The organism is Ferrovibrio sp. GW821-FHT12B10 (assembly GCF_058807515.1).
Genome location: NZ_JBXAQT010000001.1, coordinates 1,670,088 through 1,688,777, shown reverse-complemented (window position 1 = coordinate 1,688,777; position 18,690 = coordinate 1,670,088). Strand labels below are relative to the sequence as shown.

General features: G+C 64.7%; 21 protein-coding genes and 1 tRNA gene. 13 read left to right on the top strand and 9 right to left on the bottom strand.

The features are described 5' to 3' along the window. Positions 1-112: 112 nt before the first annotated feature. Entirely contained in the window at positions 113-2,002 is a 1,890-nt protein-coding gene (locus AC1RRT_RS08515; RefSeq protein ID WP_493013355.1) for a bifunctional sugar phosphate isomerase/epimerase/4-hydroxyphenylpyruvate dioxygenase family protein, read from the top strand. Between the two features lie 7 nt (positions 2,003-2,009). On the opposite strand, the gene AC1RRT_RS08510 is transcribed toward AC1RRT_RS08515, so the two are convergent. Continuing rightward, a complete protein-coding gene (locus AC1RRT_RS08510) occupies positions 2,010-3,218 on the bottom strand; it encodes a serine hydrolase domain-containing protein (protein WP_493013354.1) in 1,209 nt (402 codons plus the stop codon). Positions 3,219-3,570: 352 nt separating this feature from the next. Between AC1RRT_RS08510 and AC1RRT_RS08505 the strand changes: the two genes are divergently transcribed. The 8 genes from AC1RRT_RS08505 to AC1RRT_RS08470 all read left to right on the top strand — a co-directional run bounded on the left by AC1RRT_RS08505 (position 3,571) and on the right by AC1RRT_RS08470 (position 8,734). Then, a complete protein-coding gene (locus tag AC1RRT_RS08505; RefSeq protein WP_493013353.1) occupies positions 3,571-3,975 on the top strand; it encodes a hypothetical protein in 405 nt (134 codons plus the stop codon). A gap of 79 nt (positions 3,976-4,054) precedes the next feature. Further along, positions 4,055-4,387, top strand: coding sequence for a hypothetical protein (locus AC1RRT_RS08500; protein ID WP_493013352.1), 333 nt, complete (start codon positions 4,055-4,057; stop codon positions 4,385-4,387). 23 nt (positions 4,388-4,410) lie between these two features. After that, a complete protein-coding gene (locus AC1RRT_RS08495) occupies positions 4,411-5,808 on the top strand; it encodes a TolC family protein (RefSeq protein ID WP_493013351.1) in 1,398 nt (465 codons plus the stop codon). 10 nt (positions 5,809-5,818) lie between these two features. After that, complete coding sequence (locus AC1RRT_RS08490; protein WP_493013350.1) at positions 5,819-7,141, top strand: multicopper oxidase family protein; 1,323 nt, start codon at positions 5,819-5,821, stop codon at positions 7,139-7,141. Positions 7,142-7,153: 12 nt separating this feature from the next. Further along, complete coding sequence (locus AC1RRT_RS08485) at positions 7,154-7,624, top strand: cupredoxin domain-containing protein (RefSeq protein WP_493013349.1); 471 nt, start codon at positions 7,154-7,156, stop codon at positions 7,622-7,624. An 11-nt stretch (positions 7,625-7,635) separates the two neighbouring features. Continuing rightward, a complete protein-coding gene (locus tag AC1RRT_RS08480; protein WP_493013348.1) occupies positions 7,636-7,923 on the top strand; it encodes a copper-binding protein in 288 nt (95 codons plus the stop codon). 10 nt (positions 7,924-7,933) lie between these two features. Beyond that, on the top strand, positions 7,934-8,497 hold the full coding sequence (locus AC1RRT_RS08475) for a Spy/CpxP family protein refolding chaperone (protein ID WP_493013347.1): 564 nt from the start codon (positions 7,934-7,936) through the stop codon (positions 8,495-8,497). A gap of 3 nt (positions 8,498-8,500) precedes the next feature. After that, positions 8,501-8,734: a response regulator gene (locus tag AC1RRT_RS08470; RefSeq protein WP_493013346.1), complete on the top strand. Its 234-nt coding sequence runs from the start codon at positions 8,501-8,503 to the stop codon at positions 8,732-8,734. Positions 8,735-8,752: 18 nt separating this feature from the next. On the opposite strand, the gene AC1RRT_RS08465 is transcribed toward AC1RRT_RS08470, so the two are convergent. Next, positions 8,753-8,829, bottom strand: a tRNA-Arg gene (locus tag AC1RRT_RS08465). Positions 8,830-9,135: 306 nt separating this feature from the next. Between AC1RRT_RS08465 and AC1RRT_RS08460 the strand changes: the two genes are divergently transcribed. Further along, on the top strand, positions 9,136-9,630 hold the full coding sequence (locus tag AC1RRT_RS08460) for a hypothetical protein (RefSeq protein WP_493013345.1): 495 nt from the start codon (positions 9,136-9,138) through the stop codon (positions 9,628-9,630). Positions 9,631-9,683: 53 nt separating this feature from the next. On the opposite strand, the gene AC1RRT_RS08455 is transcribed toward AC1RRT_RS08460, so the two are convergent. The 7 genes from AC1RRT_RS08455 to AC1RRT_RS08425 form a co-directional block, all read right to left on the bottom strand. Then, positions 9,684-12,497 (bottom strand): helicase-related protein, encoded by a 2,814-nt coding sequence (locus AC1RRT_RS08455; protein WP_493013344.1) that lies wholly within the window; start codon positions 12,495-12,497, stop codon positions 9,684-9,686. A 4-nt stretch (positions 12,498-12,501) separates the two neighbouring features. Continuing rightward, positions 12,502-12,942 (bottom strand): PaaI family thioesterase, encoded by a 441-nt coding sequence (locus AC1RRT_RS08450; RefSeq protein WP_493013343.1) that lies wholly within the window; start codon positions 12,940-12,942, stop codon positions 12,502-12,504. A gap of 78 nt (positions 12,943-13,020) precedes the next feature. Beyond that, positions 13,021-14,112: a molybdenum ABC transporter ATP-binding protein gene (modC, locus tag AC1RRT_RS08445; RefSeq protein ID WP_493013342.1), complete on the bottom strand. Its 1,092-nt coding sequence runs from the start codon at positions 14,110-14,112 to the stop codon at positions 13,021-13,023. Next, positions 14,109-14,801 (bottom strand): molybdate ABC transporter permease subunit, encoded by a 693-nt coding sequence (gene modB, locus AC1RRT_RS08440; protein WP_493013341.1) that lies wholly within the window; start codon positions 14,799-14,801, stop codon positions 14,109-14,111. Before modB ends, modC begins: the two co-directional genes overlap by 4 nt. A gap of 1 nt (position 14,802) precedes the next feature. Beyond that, positions 14,803-15,576 (bottom strand): molybdate ABC transporter substrate-binding protein, encoded by a 774-nt coding sequence (modA, locus tag AC1RRT_RS08435; protein ID WP_493013340.1) that lies wholly within the window; start codon positions 15,574-15,576, stop codon positions 14,803-14,805. A gap of 102 nt (positions 15,577-15,678) precedes the next feature. Further along, entirely contained in the window at positions 15,679-16,044 is a 366-nt protein-coding gene (locus AC1RRT_RS08430) for a winged helix-turn-helix domain-containing protein (RefSeq protein ID WP_493013339.1), read from the bottom strand. Further along, on the bottom strand, positions 16,041-16,985 hold the full coding sequence (locus AC1RRT_RS08425) for a LysR family transcriptional regulator (RefSeq protein ID WP_493013338.1): 945 nt from the start codon (positions 16,983-16,985) through the stop codon (positions 16,041-16,043). Before AC1RRT_RS08425 ends, AC1RRT_RS08430 begins: the two co-directional genes overlap by 4 nt. 74 nt (positions 16,986-17,059) lie before the next feature. On the opposite strand from AC1RRT_RS08425, the gene AC1RRT_RS08420 reads away from it, so the two are divergent. From AC1RRT_RS08420 to AC1RRT_RS08410, 3 genes are all read left to right on the top strand, one after another. Beyond that, entirely contained in the window at positions 17,060-17,248 is a 189-nt protein-coding gene (locus AC1RRT_RS08420) for a hypothetical protein (RefSeq protein WP_493013337.1), read from the top strand. Further along, positions 17,245-17,802 carry a GNAT family N-acetyltransferase gene (locus AC1RRT_RS08415; RefSeq protein ID WP_493013336.1) on the top strand — a complete coding sequence of 186 codons (558 nt, stop codon included), beginning with the start codon at positions 17,245-17,247 and terminating at the stop codon, positions 17,800-17,802. Before AC1RRT_RS08420 ends, AC1RRT_RS08415 begins: the two co-directional genes overlap by 4 nt. A 201-nt stretch (positions 17,803-18,003) precedes the next feature. Continuing rightward, positions 18,004-18,690 carry a hypothetical protein gene (locus AC1RRT_RS08410; RefSeq protein WP_493013335.1) on the top strand — a complete coding sequence of 229 codons (687 nt, stop codon included), beginning with the start codon at positions 18,004-18,006 and terminating at the stop codon, positions 18,688-18,690.

The following is an 18,690-nucleotide window of genomic DNA, read 5'->3' as shown; positions in this document are numbered from 1 at the left end:
GGCCCGATTCCCGGGCGTTTAGACCGTAATTTGACCCTTTCTCCTTGCGGTTCTACAATGTACTAACTGGTTCGCTCATTTCCCAGACCGGAAGCTCGGAAGGCGCCATACCATGAAAACCTCCATCGCCACGGTGACGATCAGCGGCACGCTGGTCGAGAAACTGCAGGCCATTGCCGCCGCCGGCTTCGATGGCGTCGAGATTTTCGAGAATGATTTCCTCGCCTTCGACGGCAGCCCGCGCGAGGTTGGCCGCATCGTGCGCGATGCCGGTCTGCAGATCACGCTGTTCCAGCCATTCCGCGATTTCGAGGGCATGCCAGAGCCGCAGCGCAGCCGGACTTTCGACCGCGTCGAGCGCAAGTTCGACATCATGCAGGAACTCGGCACCGACCTGATGCTGATCTGCTCCAATGTCTCACCGGTGTCCCTGGGTGGCATCGACCGCGCCGCCGATGATTTCCGCGCACTGGGGGAGCGCGCGGCGAAACGCGGCCTGCGCGTCGGCTACGAGGCGCTCGCCTGGGGCCGGCATATCAATGACCACCGCGATGCCTGGGAGATCGTGCGCCGCGCCGACCATCCCAATATCGGGCTGATTCTGGACAGCTTCCACACGCTGGCGCGCAAGATCGACGTTTCCTCGATCCGCGCCATCCCGAAAGACAAGATCTTCATCGTGCAGCTCGCCGATGCGCCGCTGATCGAGATGGAGCTGCTGCACTGGAGCCGGCATTACCGCAACATGCCGGGCCAGGGCGATCTGCCGGTGGTGGATTTCATGCGTGCGGTGGCGGCCACCGGCTATGACGATGTGCTGTCGCTGGAAATTTTCAACGACCAATTCCGCGGCGGCTCGCCCAAGGCCATCGCCGTCGATGGCAAGCGCTCGCTGGTCAACCTGATGGACCGCGTGCGTCGCGAGGAGCCGGGCACCAGGATCGTCGTGCCCGATATCCCGGATCGCATCGCGAGCGACGGCGTCGAATTCCTGGAATTCGCCGCCAATGAACACGAGGCAGCCGAGCTGGCCGGCCTGTTCCGCATGTTCGGATTCCGCAAGGCGGCAAGGCACCGGACCAAGGACGTCACGCTCTGGCGTCAGGGCCGCATCAACCTGCTGATCAACACCGAACGCGAGGGCTTTGCCCACGCCGCCTATCTGATGCATGGAACCACGGTCTGCGACATCGGCCTGCGCGTGGACGACGCTGCCGCCACGGTGGCGCGCGCCCGCGCCTTGGGCGCCGAACCTTTTGAACAGGCGGTCGGCCCCGGCGAACTCAGCATCCCCGCCATCCGCGGCGTCGGCGGCGGCGTCATGCATTTCATCGACGCGAAAAGCGATCTGGCGCGGCTCTGGGAGATCGATTTCGAGCCGGTCGGCGATGATGGCGCCGTGCAGGATGCCGGCCTCATCGCCATCGACCATGTGGCGCAGACCATGAACTACGAGGAGATGCTGACCTGGATTCTGTTCTATACCTCGATCTTCGCGGCCCGGAAAACGCCGATGGTCGACATCGTCGACCCGGCCGGTCTGGTGCGCAGTCAGGTGATCGAGAATGAGAACGGCAGTTTACGCATCACGCTAAACGGCGCCGAGAACCGCCGCACGCTGGCTGGCCATTTCATCGCCGAAAGCTTCGGCTCGGCCGTACAGCATCTGGCCTTCCGCAGCGACGACATCTTCGCCACCGTGGCGGCGATGAAGCGGAACGGCTTCCGCCCGCTCTCCATCTCACCCAACTATTACGATGACATCGAGGCGCGCTTCGGGCTGGAGTCTGATCTGCTGGATCGCCTGCGCGGCGATAACATCCTGTATGATCGCGACGCTGACGGCGAGTATTTCCAGATTTACAGCCCGAATTACGGCGAGGGCTTCTTCTTTGAAATCGTGCAGCGTCGCCGCTATGGCGGCTATGGCGCGCCCAATGCGCCCTTCCGCATCGCCGCGCAGAAGCGCGACATCCGCCCGAAGGCGCGGGTGGAAATCTAGGGCGGCGTCAGCCCAGCTTCGTCGCGGCCTCGAACAGCGCGTAGAGATCGGTGCGCCAGGGGACTTCGTTATCCACCGCCGTGCGCACCAGGACGGTCTGCGTGCGGCGGTCGACCAGCACCACCTGGCCATGATGGCCCAGCATCATCATCCATGAGCCGTCGGCGCGCGGGTGCCAGAAAAAGCATTTGTAGCCTGTGTATGTCCCGGCCCGGCCATACCGGACCTGCTCGTCTTTCGCGGTCCAGCGCGAGCATTCGTCGATCCAGGCGCGGCTGACGATCTGCCGCCCACCCATCGCGCCGCCCTGCGCCACCATCTGACCCAGCCGCGCCCAGTCGCGCAGGCGCGCGCCAAAGCCGATGCAATTGAATTCATGATGCTGGGAATCGGTCAGCCATGTCGCATCCAGCTCCGCGCCCAGCGGTTGCCAGAGCTGTTCGGCGCAGAAGGCGGCCATCGTCTTGCCCGTCACCTGGCGGATCACCATGCCGATGGTCAGCGGGCAGAGCTCGTTGTAATTGAAGCGCTGGCCGGCGGCTTCCTGCCGTGTGTTCCAGCCGCGCACCACCGGTTCCAGATTGGCGCCGCGCGTGACGAAGGCCTGCGGGTAAATGGTGGGGTTGTCGCGGTCGTGCAGGATCTGCGCGCCGCTCGACATGTTGGCCAGGTTGCGCAGGGACGTGCCGCCATGCAGGCTGCCCTTCAGCATCTCGACATAGGCCTCGGCCGGATCGTCCAGCGATGCGATCAATCCCTGGTCGAGGCAGATGCCGAGCAGCAGCGAGGTGACGGATTTCGCCATCGACCAGCTGGTGAAGCGCATCTCGGCCCGGCGCGCGAAGCCGTAACGCTCGACCAGGATGCGGCCGTGGCGCGCGATCAGCAGTCCGGTGACCGGCCAGCTGCGCATGTAGTCATCCACGCTGCGGCCATTGCCGAAACGCAGGTCGTCGCGTGGCTCGGGGCTTAAATATGCCGTCGCGCTGCCGGCGCTGACCCGGTGCAGCGGAAACATCGTTTCGTAGCCGCCGGAATAATTGCCGACGCGATACTCCTTATGCAGAGACCAGCTCGGCCGCGTGCCCGGCCCCCAGCCCGATGGATAGCTCTGCGCCGCGCCCCAAGGATCATCGGCGGCAACGCCACCGCGCGACAGCAGCGCCGCCACCGATGCGGCGGCAGTGCCAAACAGGAAGTCGCGACGATGCATCATGGCGGTATGACGGAGGGAGACGTGGCGTCCTGAAAGACGGCGGACGCCACGTTTTAATCATGGAACCGCAGGCCGCTCCAGCGGCTTTTTGCAGGGTGCAGCGGTGCGCCGGATCGCAACCTGCCGCGATTTTCTCGGCAAGCGATTCCGCGAGGAACGGCGGCGCTTTCTGCCTGCCGGCTGAGGCCGGTCAGCCGCCCTTGGGCGTCCCGTTCAACGCAGTGATCAGGGTCTGCATCAGGTCGACGGCACCCCGGAGAGACGCCTTGGGCCATGGCCAAGTCACTGAAGTGTCGGAATGGTTGGCAACCGCCCTTGACCTTCCTACATGGGAAGCCCCTAATCTGCCTCCATGACCAGGGTTCGTCCGTATCGTTCCTCGAAGCTGCGCCGTATCGGCGTGGCTGTGGCAATGCTCGGCCTGTTGTTCGCAACGACAGTCGCTTCGGTGGCGCACAGTGTGGCCATGCCGATGATGGACTCCGCGATCCATGACATGGAATACGGCACGGATGGGATGCAGGCCGCCGAGCACGACTGCGGCGGAGCCATGGCCGCCGATGAAAAGCCCGATGCCCCATCCGGCCTATGCGAGCAGGGTTGCCTGTTGTGCAAAAGCTGCTCGTTGGTCAGCGTCCTGCTGACTGCGCCACCGTCCTTCGTGGCCCTGAGCCGGTATCATGACTACCGGTCGGGGACCTTCCTGCCGCTGACCAGCGTCACTCCCACCCTGCCGAGCGAACCTCCACGCGCCTGACCTGCAAGATAACTGCGACCGCTGACACAACCATCAGTCGCGGCGCATTCGTATTGCACAACGTGGCGAGGTTTGTTCCATGCTTTCGAAGTTTCACATCGCAGCCATTGCGCTGCTAAGCGCGGCCATCGCAACAGCGACCGCACCGGCGCAGGCCGCTGATACACGCCCCCATCCCGCCGACCCCGCTGTCGCTATCCCCACGCCTGACTATCAGTCGGTCTTCGCGGGTTATCGCAAAGCGGCCTTTGACGAAAAGATCGACTGGCGGCTGGCCAATGATGCCGTGCGTGATGCCGGGGGGCATGCCGGCGCGGTGAAAGACATGCCGGACGGACAGCAGCAGGGCGCGATGCCATCGCCGAAATCAGCCCCTCATGGTTCTCCTATGGGCCATGGAGGGCACAAGTGATGGCTGGCGGGATCAGACGGAGCATGCTTCGGCCGGTAATGCTGGCTCTTGTGACGGTCACGACAGCTTGTGCGGGTCCGGTCGCCGACCGGGCCTTCAACGATGTTGCCCAGACCGCCGAACAGCGCATTGGCCAGAAACCGGCTTGGATCAAAAGCGATGACGATGAGCGGTCGGTGCGCGAGACGCTGGATCGGCTGCTGGCCAAATCGCTGACGGCCGATGACGCCGTTCAGGTGGCGCTGCTGAACAATCGCCGTCTGCAGGGCAGCTTCGCCGAACTCGGCATCGGGGCGGCCGATCTGACGGCGTCATGGCGCCCCGCCAATCCGGGAATCAGTTTCGCCCGCCTGCGCCGGGGAGGCGAAACAGAGATAGAGCGTGGCATCACCATCGATGCATTCAGCGTGTTGCTCCTGCCATTGATCGCCAGCATCGAGGACCGGCGATTCGAGCAGACCAAACTGCGCACAGCGACCGAAATCCTTGTGCTGGCGGCGCAGACCAAGAAGGCGTGGTACGAGGCCGTCGCCGCCGAGCAGACAGCCAAGTATGTTGGCCAGATACGGGACGCCGCCGAGACGCAGGCTGAACTTGCACGCCGCATGAAGCAGGTCGGCAATACCAGCGCATTGGGCTATCTGCGCGAGCAGATATTCTACGCCGATGCGACGGCGCGGCTGGCGAAAAGTCGCGTGCTGGCCGTGGCGGCGCGCGAGCGCCTGACCCGTCTCATGGGTCTGTGGGGTCGTGATGCGGGATTCCAGTTGCCAGATCGCCTGCCCGATGTGCCATCCGCACCACGTGCCATCGAGAATATCGAGGCCAAGGCCATCTCCGAACGCCTCGACGTCCAGATGGCCAAGGCCAGCCTCGACGGAACGCGAAAAGCCTACAACCTCACGACTGCGACCCGCTTCATCAACGTTCTGGAGGTTGGATATCAGCGCAACAGCGAGACGGCGAAGCCGGACCAGAAGGGCTATGACGTGTCACTCGAAGTGCCGCTCTTCGATTTCGGTGACGCCAAGGCCACCCGTGCCGAACACACCTACCTGCAGGCGGTCAACCGCCTCGCCGACACGGCCGTCCAAGCGCGCTCGGCCGCGCGGGAAACCTATCTGACCTATCGCGCCGCCTACGACCTGTCGCGGCATTACCAGTATGAGGTCATTCCGCTGCGGCAGAAGGCCAGCGAAGAAATGGTGCTGCGCTACAACGGCATGCTGATTAGCACCTTCGAGCTTCTGGCCGATGCCCGTGAGCAGATCGCCGATGTCAGCATGGCTCTTGAAGCCCAGCGCGACTTCTGGCTGGCGGATACCGACCTGACCTTCGTGACCATTGCTCCCGTCGACAGCGGATGGGCACCGGGCAGTGGTGGCCTGGTGTCCACCCGCGCCGCTTCGGCAGCCCATTAAGGAGACCGCCATGTTTACCCGACGCAACCTGATCGCCGCCGTGACGGGCGTTGCCGCTGCCGCCGTGGGCCGTTCGGCGCTCGCCGCCTTGCCGGACCCGGCCATGTCGCCCGGCCCGAAGATGGCACCGCCACCACCGCCCAGCACCGGACGGCCGTTCAACCCGGTCGTCACCCTGAACGGATGGTCGACGCCATGGCGCATGAACGGACAATGGAAGGAATTCCATCTGGTCGCCGAGCCGGTGGTGCGGGAACTCGCGCCAGGCATGAAGGCCAACCTCTGGGGCTACAACGGCAGCAGCCCGGGCCCGACCATCGAGGCCGTGGAAGGCGATTACGTCCGTCTGTTCGTGACCAATCGTCTGCCGGAGCACACCACGATCCACTGGCATGGGATGCTGCTGCCCAGCGGTATGGACGGCGTCGGCGGCCTCAGTCAGCCGCAGATCAAGCCCGGCGAGACCTACGTCTACGAATTCCAACTTCGGAAATCCGGCACCTTCATGTATCACCCGCATGCCGATGAGATGGTGCAGATGGCCATGGGCATGATGGGCCTTTTCATCGTCCATCCGCGCGATCCGAACCAGCACCGCGTCGATCGCGATTTCGCCTTCCTGATGAGCGCCTATGCCATCGATCCCGGTGCGGCGACGCCCCAGGTGGCGGAGATGACGAATTTCAATCTGTGGACATGGAACAGCCGGGTGTTTCCCGGCATCGACACGCTGCCGGTGCGGCTGGGCGACCGGGTGCGCATCCGCTTCGGCAATCTCACCATGACAAACCATCCGATCCATCTGCATGGCCATGATTTCGCGGTGACTTGCACGGATGGCGGCTGGGTGCAGCCCTCGGCCCGCTGGCCGGAAGTGACCATCGATGCCCCAGTCGGCGCGATGCGGGCCTTCGAGTTCGATGCCAATGCACCGGGCGATTGGGCGTTCCATTGCCACAAGTCGCATCACACCATGAATGCCATGGGTCATGACGTGCCGACCATGATCGGCGTCGACCATCGTGGCATGACCAATCGGCTGATCTCGCTGATTCCAGATTATATGACCATGGGCGAGCGCGGCATGGCCGATATGGGCGAGATGGAAATGCCCTTGCCGGACAATACGCTGCCGATGATGAGCGGGCGCGGACCGTTCGGCCCCATCGAGATGGGCGGCATGTTCACCGTGGTGAAGGTCCGAGAGGGCCTGGCCCGCGGCGATTACCGTGATCCGGGTTGGTACAAGCATCCGGCCGGAACGGTGGCCTACAAACTTAACGGAACCCCGAATGCGGCTCTTCAGCCGTCCAAGCCCGCTCACAATCACTAAAGGATTCCACCAATGACCTCGATTTATCTCAAAGCCGCTTTTGCGATTGCCGCTGCTGCGGCCACGGCCGTTCCGGTCGCCGCGATGGCGCATGGCTCGGAAGACCATTCACCGGTCGGCGAGCCCGGCAAGGCGAACGCCGTCAACCGGACTGTTGAAGTGAAGATGAGTGACACGATGCGCTTTCATCCGGAGAAAATTTCGGTCAAGCGCGGAGAAACCATCAAGTTCGTCGTCAAGAACGACGGCATCGAGCCGCATGAATTCATGCTGGGCGAGATCAAGGCCCTGCAGGAGCATGCCGAGGTGATGCGCAAGCATCCGACGATGGTCCATGACGAACCAAACGCGATCACTGTCAACCCCAGCCAGAGCGGTGAACTGATTTGGAAATTCACCAAGACCGGTCGTGTCGATTTCGCCTGCCTGATCCCCGGCCATTTCGAGAAGGGCATGAAGGGCGATATCCAGGTGTCGCGGTGAGGAGTTCAACCATGAAGTTCAGTGCATTTGCATTCGCAGCAGCCCTGTTCATTTCTGCGGCCTGCTCCGCGCAGACCGGCAAGACCGAAGGCGAAGTGCGGAAAGTCGATAAAGAGGCGGGTAAGGTGACGCTGCGCCACGGCCCGATTGATGGTGAGCTGGACATGCCAGCCATGAGCATGGTGTTTCAGGTCAAGGATGCATCGCTGCTGGATGCCCTGCAGGTCGGAGACAAGGTTGCAGCCACTATCTCCAAGGAAAATGACATCTTCTACATCCAGTCGGCCGAGAAGAAATGAGGAGGAAATCATGAAAGCACTTATTGGAGCATTGATTGCTTTGGCTTGGTGGGCGGGTGGCGCACAGGCGCAGCACCAGCATGGCAGCAGTTACGCCACCATGGTTGCACGCCCCATCAAAGCTTTGTCGGAGGAGCAGATCACCCAGCTCAAAGAAGGCCGTGGCATGGGCCTATCGCTGCCCGCCGAGCTGAACAGCTACCCCGGGCCGATGCATGCCCTGCAGATGGCTGATTCGCTGAACCTGACGGCGGCGCAGCGTACCCGGCTGACCGCCATCGAACAGGACATGAGCGCAAGGGCCATAGCCTTGGGCCATCAGGTCATCACGGCCGAGGCCCAGCTCGACCGTGCTTTTGCCTCCGGCAAGGCCGATCAGGCGGATGTCGTTAAGCAGCTTTCCGATATTGGCCGCCTGAACGGCGAGCTGAGAGCCGCACATATCCTAGCGCATATGGAGACAAAGGCGGTGCTAACTAAGGTGCAGGTGGCACGCTATGATGTGGAGCGCGGGTATAGCCAGCCGGTTGATCAGCAACAGCCTCGACACGACGGTCACAGGAAACAGCATTGAGAGATGGGCGGCCTGAAATTCCTTGAAGGGCTGCGACAGGTGAACGTGAAGCATATCGAGGACACGCCCGTCCTCATGATCACCGGCGACAAGAGCGTCGATACGGTCAAGGAAGCACAGCGGCTGACGGTCTCCGGCTATCTGGTAAAACCTACGAACGCGAAGGACCTGCGTGCCCGCATCGAGCGTGCCATCCGCTCGACGCCTCGGCTGTTCAGCCAGGTTCGGCGCGTATAGCAAAGATTTTCGGGAAATTGGCGTCCCCGGAGAGATTCGAACTCCCGACCCGCTGCTTAGGACGCAGCCGCTCTATCCAGCTGAGCTACGGAGACGCGTGGCGGCGAAAATAGTCCGCCATCCGGTCCACCGCAACCCGCCCGGACGGTCCGGAACGCATACGACCAAATCCATCCCACGGAAATGCCATCACTTTCGGTTTTTGTAAGGCATGTAAGGCCCGTTTCCGTGGCCTTTCTGCGGGTCTGTATCATCGCGCGCGGTGTCGTATTCATATCTGAAAAGTAACTGCGTGCCGGGCGTAAACCGATGGCAGATTGATCTCGCCGGTTTCCTCCCGGGCAAGCCTCCCCAGGCAAGGGCCTCAGGTGCAGATCAACCGGCAAACAGGAGTGTGCCGCATGTCGCCGTCCTTCACCGAATTGTCCCGCAAGAATCTGCGCGACGGCGTCAACTTCCTTGGCGCCGCCATGCTGAGCCCCGCGATGGGTGCCGGCGGTGGTGTTCTGGAAGACTGGGTCGCGGCCATCGAAAACGCCTATCACGGCCTGCTCTGCCTCACCGCCGCCCAGGCCAACCTGCATGGCATCGCGCCCATGCTGCCCTCGGATGCCCAGCGCATCAGTGAATCACGCGGCATTGGCGCGCATGTGCGCGACGTGCTTGGGCCCTTCTCCATGGGCCATCGCTGCCCGCTGGACAGCATGCCGATTTCCGAACGTCTGGAATTCGCCGCCCTGCTCATTCTCGAGCTGCAGGCCGTGCAGGCCGACCTGATCGAGCAGCAGCGCGAATGGGTGGTCGATGCGGTCGCCATGAGCGAGCTCGATGCCGCCATCGGCATGATGCTGCGCGGTCTCGGCCAGTGCGAAAAGCGCGCCCAGCTCAAGCTTTGATGTGAATCATCGTCGCTGTTACGGCCGCCGCGCCGGCAGGATTACCCGACAGTCTAACGCCGACCGCCGCCACCGCTGCCTTGCGTGGGCTTTTGCTGCTGCTTCAGCTGCATCAGCGCTGCAAACGGACTGTCGGCCATCTTCGCCTCGTCCTCGCGGCGCTTTTCGGTCTCGCGCTTGCGCTTTTCGACAATCGCTTTGTGCGAGCGCAAATACAGCGTCACGTCGGCCTTCGTCTCGGGATCCCGTGCACTGAGCGACTTGTAACCCAGCGCCCAGAGCAGGCGCTGCAGCTCGTCGGCGCCGCAGCCGGCCAGGTTCATCCAGGCGGTATCGGCCTGGAAGCTGCCGAACGGCCCCAGGGGCTTCTTCCGCTTGCCGGCATCCGGCTTCGCGGCGTCGTCATGGATGACAGGCGCCGGGGCCTCGGCCACGATCTCCACCGGCTGCTCGATATGCTCACCGAGCTGTTCAGCCGGCACATCCGCCACTTCCACCGCCTCTGAAATCTCGACGGCTGGCGCGGCCTCCGGCTTCGGTGCGCCGCCTTTCTTGTCCAGCTTGCTCTGCTGGCGCGCGGCCTGTTCGGCCTGGCGCGCGCCTTCGCCGATGCGCTGCACGACATCCAGGCGGAAGGCCTGCTTGCCGGCGCGCAGGAAACCGGCTGCCAGCCACCAGCGGTCGTCGCGCCATTCCAGCACCGGCAGCGAGGTCAGGCCCGGTGTCGGCGGCGCTTCCGGCTCCTTGCCGTTATAAACAGCCCAGAGCAGCGTTTTCAGTTGCGTCGGCTTGGGCTTCAGCAGCTTGGGCACCAGGATATGGGTCTCGCCGAAGCTCACCCCCATTTTCCGGAGCGGGTGCCGCTCGGCCTGCCCCATGTTGCGCACCATGTCCGATATGTCGTCGCGTTTCAGCGCGCCAAGGTCCATGGCGAGCTGGAAGGCGATGCCGCGCGCCGAGCCTTTCAGGTCGGCGTCGCGCAGGCGATACAGGTCACCCAGATGCAGGCGCAGATGGCGCTGCAGCCAGCCGTGCAGCTTTTCTTCCACCGCACGACGCATCTCGGGCGAGAGCTGGTCATCGGCGATAAGATTGAGCTTGGGCTCCAGCATCTCGGCGCCCTTGGTCAGCGTGGCAAGTGTCACGCTTTCCTTCTCGGCCGAGACCAGCATGATGCCGCCCTCGGGCGACAGTGCGAAGCTGCCGTCCTCGAGGCCCAGCATGGCCTGGGCGCGATCCTGCAAGGCAGGGCCCAAAACCCGCAGCGCGGCCGAGCGCAGGATGTGCCGCTGCTCCACGCTGTCATGGCCGACGGGGCGGAAGCGCAGGCCGCGCAGATGGCCGATATTCTCGCCATCTACGGTCAGCGCATCATCCTCACCCAGCTTGACGTCCAGCAGCGAGATGTCTTCCTGCAGGCCACGCGTCAGCACGCTGGTGCGGCGGTCGACGAAACGTTCTGTCAGGCGCTCATGCAGCGCATCCGACAGCCGGTCCTCGATGGCGCGCGTCTTGGCCTGCCAGTCCTGCGCATTGTCCATCCAGCCGGCGCGATGGGTCACGGTTGTCCATGTTCTGATATGAGCAAGCCGTTGCGACAGGGTGTCGATATCGCCCTCGGTGCGGTCGATGTTGCGCAACTGTCCGGCGACCCAGTCGGCCGGCAGCTTGCCCTTGCCATCGACCAGATGCACGTAAAGCTGCGTCAGCAGCGTGGCATGGCGGTCCGACAGGTCCTTGGTGAAATCGGGAATGGCGCAGACCTGCCACAGCAGCTCGACGCGTTCTTTGGCGTTGGCGCGCTCGATCACAGCGGCATCGGCGCGCAGCGCCTGCAGGCTCAGCAGATCATCGGCATCGCGGCCGCGCGTCAGGCCCTCGCGCGGCGGGGCCACGTCCAGGCTGCGGGCCAGCGCGTCGATGCTGCGGAAATCCAGCTCCGGATTGCGCCAGCGCGCACTTGTCACGGCTTCAAAGCGATGGTTCTCGATGCGCTCGATCAGGTCGGGCTCCAGCGGCGCGCAATTCGCCGTGGTGCCAAAGGTGCCGTTGCGCAGATGACGGCCGGCGCGGCCGGCGATCTGGCCGATCTCGGCCGGGGTCAGCGGCCGCATGCCGATGCCGTCGAACTTGGTCAGTTCGGCAAAGGCCATGTGCTCGATATCGAGATTGAGGCCCATGCCGATGGCATCGGTCGCCACCATCACGTCGACATCGCGGTTCTGGAACAGCTCGACCTGCGCGTTCCGCGCCCGGGGCGACAGCGCGCCCAGAACGACGGCGGCGCCGCCACGCTGGCGCTTCACCTGTTCGGCGATGGCATAGACGTCGGCGGCCGAGAAGGCGACGATGGCGGAGCGCTTGGGCAGGCGCGACAGCTTCTTGGCGCCGGCATAGGTGAGTTGCGACAGGCGCGGCCGTGCCACGAATTCCGCATGGGGCACCAGGCGGCGGATCAGGCCGCGCATGGTGTCGGACCCTAAGAACATCGTTTCTTCGCTGCCGCGCGCATGCAGCAGGCGTTCGGTGAAGATATGGCCGCGATCGGCATCCTGGCAGAGCTGGATCTCGTCGACCGCGAGGAAATCGTATGTGCGGTCCATCGGCATCGCTTCGACGGTGCAGACGAACCAGGTGGCGCCGCGCGGGATGATCTTTTCCTCGCCGGTGACCAGTGCGACATGGCGGTCGCCCTTGATCTTCACGGCGCGGTCGTAGATTTCGCGGGCAAGCAGCCGCAGCGGCAGGCCGATGATTCCGGTGCGATGGCTGAGCAGGCGCTCGACGGCCAGATGCGTCTTGCCGGTATTGGTCGGGCCCAGCACGCAGAGGATGCGGCCCTTTTCGGCGGTTTTGATCTCGGTCACGGCTTCAACTCGTTTTGCTTTGAATCGTTTTTGTAATGCGTGCGGTGGTGCAGAGCTGGTCGTCGACTGTCGCCGTCACTTCGCAGAAGGCGACGGTGCGGCCGCGCTTCAGCAAAACGCCGGTCATGATCACGCGTTCGCCGCTCTGCACGGAACGGATATGCTGCAGATGCACGTCGACGGTCATGGCCGTCTCATCTTCGCGCATATCGCCGAGCATGGCGAGCAGCGCCGGGGGTTCCAGCAGGCCGTTCAGCACGCCGCCATGCACATATTTGCCGAAAACCAGCATATCGCCCTGGGCAGTGAAGCCGACCTCGGCCCGGCCGGGCGCCAGGCTCAGCAATTCCAGCCCAGCCCAGCGATGAAACGCGGTCTGGTCTATCAGGGCCTGGGCAAAAGGTCCGACCCAGCCTTCAAGGCCGGGATCGATGCGGGCGGACATGGACGGAAGCTCCGGATTTTCAGCGAGTATAGGCAGGTGGAGCCTTCCGCCTCAACGCTCCCGGATCAGCGTTCCCGCTCAGCGCTCTCTGCGCGCCGGTCCATCCAATGCCACAGTCTTGATCATGGCATGCACGGCCAGCCCCGGCTTCAGGCCCAGCCGCTCGGCCGACAGCCGGGTCACGCGCGCCAGCAGGATGTCGCCGCCGCAGTCGAGCTTCACCTCCACCTGCGGGCCGCCGCCGGCCTGCACTTCGCTGACGGTGCCGGCGAGGATGTTCAGCGCACTGGTATCGGCCGGGCGCGTCAGGGCCAGCGTCACGTCGCGGGCGCGGATGCGCAGCCGCACGGCCTCGCCCACGGCCCGGTCGTTGCGCGGCACATGCAGCGCCCCGGCGCGCGCCTGCAGCAGGGTGAGGTCATAGGCTTCCTCATGGCGCAGCACGCGCGCCTCCAGCACCGCGCCGGCCTCGTAACGGCCGGTGAGCGGGAAAAGGTCGAGCCGGCTGCTCAGGTCCATCATGCTGCCCACGGCACGCACGCGGCCATCGGACAGCAGCACGACGGTGTCGGCCAGTCGCGTGACTTCCGGGATCGCATGGCTGACATAGACGATGGGCAACTTAAGTTCGTCGCGCAGGCGTTCGAGATAGGGCAGGATCTCGTCCTTGCGCGCGGCATCCAGCGCGGCCAGCGGCTCGTCCATCAGCAATATGTCGGGCCGCGACAGCAGGGCGCGGCCGATGGCGACGCGCTGCTTCTCGCCGCCCGACAACGTGCCTGGCCGGCGCGGCAGCAAAGCGGAAATGCCCAGCAGGTCGATGATGTGGTCCATGCCGATGGAATCGTCGCGCCGCGCCAGCCAACGGCCGTAGAGCAGGTTCTGCCGCACGGTCAGATGCGGAAACAGCCGGCCTTCCTGGAAGACATAGCCGATGCGGCGCTGGTGCGGCGCCAGGAAGATGCCGGTCGCGGTATCGACCAGCACGCGGCCATTGATGCTGATGCGGCCGCCCTGGCTGGGCTTCTGCAGCCCGGCGATCAGGTTGACCAGCGTGGTCTTGCCGGCGCCCGAGCGGCCGAACAGCGCGGTCAGGCCATGGTCGCATTCAAACTGCGCCTGCAGCGTGAAATCGCCCTGGGCATGGCGGATGTCGACGCTGAGGCTCATTGCAGCACACGCTTCGCCATGCGGCGGCTGAGCAGTTCGGACGCGATCAGCGCCACGGCCGCGATCAGGATCGAGATCACGGTCAGCCGCATGGCCTGCGCATCGCCGCCCGGCACCTGGGTGAAGGTGTAGATGGCCGTGGGCAGTGTCTGCGTCTCGCCCGGGATGTTGGAGACAAAGGTGATGGTCGCGCCGAATTCCCCAAACGCGCGCGCGAAGCTCAGCACGATGCCGGCGAGGATGCCCGGCAGGCTCAATGGCAGCGTGACGGTGAGGAAAACCAGCCAGGCTGGTGCGCCTAAAGTGCTGGCGGCGGCCTCGAGTTTCGGATCGACCGCTTCCATCGAGAGGCGGATGGCGCGCACCAGCAGCGGAAAGCCCATCACTGCGCAGGCCAGCGCCGCGCCGGTCCAGCGAAACGCCAGCACGATGCCGAACACGTCAGCGAGGAAAGCGCCGAAGACACCGCGCCGGCCGAACAGCAGCAGCAGCAGATAGCCGGTGACGACCGGCGGCAGGATCAGCGGCAGGTGCACGGCGGCATCCAGCAGCGCCTTGCCGGGAAAGCTTTTGCGCGCCAATAGCCATGCAATCAGAACACCGAAGGGCAGGCTGCCCAGGGTGGCGAGGAAGGCCACCTTCAGGCTGAGTCCGATGGCCGTGAGTTCTTCGGGGGTGAGGGTCAGCACGTCAGTTGGTGGCCGCCTGCAGGGGCAGCACGGTGAAGCCGGCCTTCTCGAATACGGCTTGCGCCGCCGGGCTGCGCAGGTAGGCCAGATAGGCTGCCGCCTGCGGGTTCTTGGAGTCCGCCAGCGCGGCCGCCGGATAGACGATCGGCGGATGCGTGTTGGCGGGGAAGGCGTCCAGCACCTTCACGCCCTTTTCGGCGGCGGCATCGGTGGCATAGACGATGCCGGCCGGCGCTTCGCCGCGCGCCACCAGCATGAGTGCCGCGCGCACGTTATCGGCCTGCGCGACGCGCGACTGGACCGACGGCCAGACATTCAGCGCTTCCAGCGCCGCCTTGCCGTATTTGCCGGCCGGCACGGCGCTCACATCGGCCATGGCCAGCTTGCCGTCCTTGCCGAGCACAGCCGAAAGATCGAAGTGCTGCGCGATCTTCACAATCGCTTTGCTGTCAGCGGGCGCGACCAGCACGATGCGGTTGCCCAGCAGGCTGCTGCGCGTGCCGGGCTTCACCAGCTTTTTCTGCTCGAGGTAATCCATCCAGTCGAGATCGGCCGAGAGGAAGATATCGGCCGGCGCGCCGGCCTCGACCTGTTTGGACAGCGCCGAGGAGGCGGCATAGGAGGTCTTCACGCCCGTACCTTTGAAGCCGGCGTTGATCTCGTCCAGCGCGGTCTTCAGCGAGGCGGCGGCGAAGACCAGCAGGTCCTGCGCCTTTGCCACCACGGGCGAGAGGGCGAGGGTGGCGACGAGAGCGAGAGCGGACAGGCGGCGCATGGCGGTCTCCGTTATGTCCACAGGACTATAACGGGGAAACGGAGCGCAGCGCAATCGCGGGGAAAGACGTGGATGGCCGGGCTTGGCCCGAGCATCCAGGTGTTACTTTCTTACGGCCCGCTGCTTCTGCAAGGCCTTGATATCGGCGGCGCAGGCTTTCGCGGTGGCGACTTCCATCTTCCGGTAGCGTGCCAGCACCTCCTGCCCCAGCTTGGTGAGCTGGGCGCCGCCGCCGGCCTTGCCGCCGGTCGCCGCCGTCACCAGCGGTGTCTTGAAATAGCCGTTCAAGGTCTCGACCAGTTGCCAGGCACGCTTGTAGCTCATGCCCATGCGCCGGCCGGCGGCCGAGATCGATCCGGTCGCGGCGATGCCGTCGAGCAGGTCGCCCTTGCCGGGGCCGAGGAACACGCCGGGCGACAGCACGACGCGCAGGCGGGTTGCGGCAGCGACCACGGGTTTCTTGCTCATGCTTTTTTCTTTCTGTCTTTCGCCATGCGCTGCAGGGCGGCGACTGTCTCGCGCAGGCCCCGGCTCAGCGGCTTGTCGCGGCGCAGCGCCAGCGCCAGCTGCCGGGTCAGTTTCGGCTTCAGCACCCGCACCACCAGGTTGCGCCGGCTTTCCGGCGCGCTGAGCGCCATGCCCGGCAGTACCGAGCAGCCCAGGCCGGCGGCGACGAGCTGCTTGATCGCCTCGACGCTGTCGAGCTCCATCACCGGCTTCAGTATCGCGTCCCCCGATGCGAACCAGCCTTCGATCAGGCTGCGGGTATGGCCGCCAGGCTCGGGGATCACCAGCGGCAGCGCGCTTAAGGAAGCGGGCGTCACCGTCAGCGGCAGATCATGCGCCCCAGCCTTCTTCTGACTTGGGCCGATGGCGACGAAGTCGTCATCCAGCAGCGCCGTCACGTCCAGGCTGCGGCTGAGACTGCGCGCGCTGCCATCCGATTTACGCGGTGGCAGCGTCACCAGGCCGAGATCGAGGCTGTTGTCTTCGATGCTGCGCAGGATGTCGGGCGCGTTGCCGGTATTCACCACCAGCTCCAGATCGGGGAAGCGCCGGCGCAGGTCGCTTAACACCGGCGGCAGGATATGGATGCAGGCGGTGGCGCCGATGCCGATGCGCACCCGGCCGCTGACGCTTTTGCTGAGCTGCGCCACATTCTCTAGCGCGGCATTCACTGCGGCATCGATATGGCCGGCATGGCTGAGCAGCTCGCGGCCCGCCGCCGTCGCGGTCGCCCGGCGGCCGACGCGCTCGACCAGCCGCACGCCCAGCTTCTGTTCCAGCTGCCGCACCTGCAGGCTGATCGCCGGCTGCGTCAGGTTGAGGCGGGCGGCGGCAGCCGAGAAGCTGCCCAGCCGCACCACATCGGCGAAGGTCTGCAGGTGGTCGAGATTAAAGCCGCGCATTCCTTAGTTTTACTCATGGATCGCATAAAAAGGCAAAATTTAATTTATGGACGGATTTGCCGCATCCTGCCCGCATGACGCTGCTGCTTTCCGTTCCCCTGCCATCCCGTTCCGGCTTCGACTGGCTCGCACCGCTGCTGGCGTGGCTTGCCGGGCGCGATGCCGGCCTGCCGGAACGGCTCGACGACTGGCAGCTGCGCGACCTCAACCTGACCCGGCCACATCCCGGCCCGGGCTATGCCATCACGCCCTGGATTCCATGACCGCCCAGTCCCCCGCCATGGCCCCGACGATCCTTCTGCGCGATGCCACCATCGCCGACATGACGCAGGTGCAGCGCATCTATGCCCATCATGTGCTGCATGGCCTGGCCAGTTTCGAGGAGGAGCCGCCCACGCTGGAGGAGATGCGCAAGCGCCGCGATACCGTGCTGGGCCACGGCCTGCCGTATATCGTCGCCAGCGATGACGCGGGCCGCGTGCTCGGCTATGCCTATGCCACGCAGTATCGCCCGCGCCGCGCCTATCGCTTCACGGTGGAAGACTCTGTCTACATGGCCGAAGGCATGCAGGGTCGCGGCATCGGCAAGCGACTTCTAAACACTGTGATCGCGCGCTGCGAGGCCGCCGGCTTCCGCCAGATGATCGCCATCATCGGCAACAGCGCCAATGCCGGTTCGATCGGCCTGCACAGCGCCTGCGGGTTCCGCATGGTCGGCGTGTTCGAGACTGTCGGCTTCAAGCATGACGGCTGGCGCGACACCGTACTGATGCAGCGCAGCCTGGGACCTGGGGCGGCGGAGCCGCCAAAGATATAAGCCGGGGCGGCGGAGCCGCCAAAGACATAACCCGGGCGGCGGAGCCGCCAAAGACATAAGTTGCGCCGGGACGACGCCCTGGATATAGGCCGGCCGTAACACTCCTGTATGCGGTCGGCTTTTTTGGCTCGCCGCGCCGCCTGTTCTGCGCAACCATGATCTCGTCCGCCGTAGGATGGTGGGCCGGAGAGGATGGTTGCGATGCCGGCAGGTCAGGACCTGTACATGTTCCTGCAGGATGCAAGGCCCAACATCAGGGGCTTTGCCGCTTTCATCGGCCGGCAGTTCTTTGTCGCCCAGTTGGAATCGGACGCGGTGATGGGCGAGACTAATATCGTGGTGACGGAAGGGCCGGGCCTGGCGCGCGCCTATCCGACTGTCAGCTCCATGCTGGACTCGCAGCTCGACAACGTGCCGCGCGCCTTCGTCTATGTGCCGCTCCGCGCCTATGTGCTGCCGACAACGCTTTATCCGGCGGTGCGCGGCCAGCTTGATGCGCTGGACGGCCTGACCCTGCCGACTGGCGGCGAAGTGACCATCGCGATTTCGCGGCAGCTCTCGGGCTGTTCGATCTGCTACCGGCCCTCGGGCGGGGCGGAGAATTTGCAGGACGTCAAGATCATCCACATCCAGCCCGATGGCCTCACCCGGACACCGGGCGGCATGTCGCCCGGCGACAAGCTGCAGAATATCCTGCAGGCCACGCCAGCCACCTTCGCCGGCGATAACGGCCGCCCGACCAAGGTCTACGGCGCCATCGACATCAACAACCAGCGCGCCAACATCATCTTCCTGCGCGCCGAGGGGAAGTGGAGCATGCTGTCGCAACGCTATGTCGCTGGCAGCAGCACCCCGATCGGCGTCGATGTCGTGCCGTTGTATGAGTGA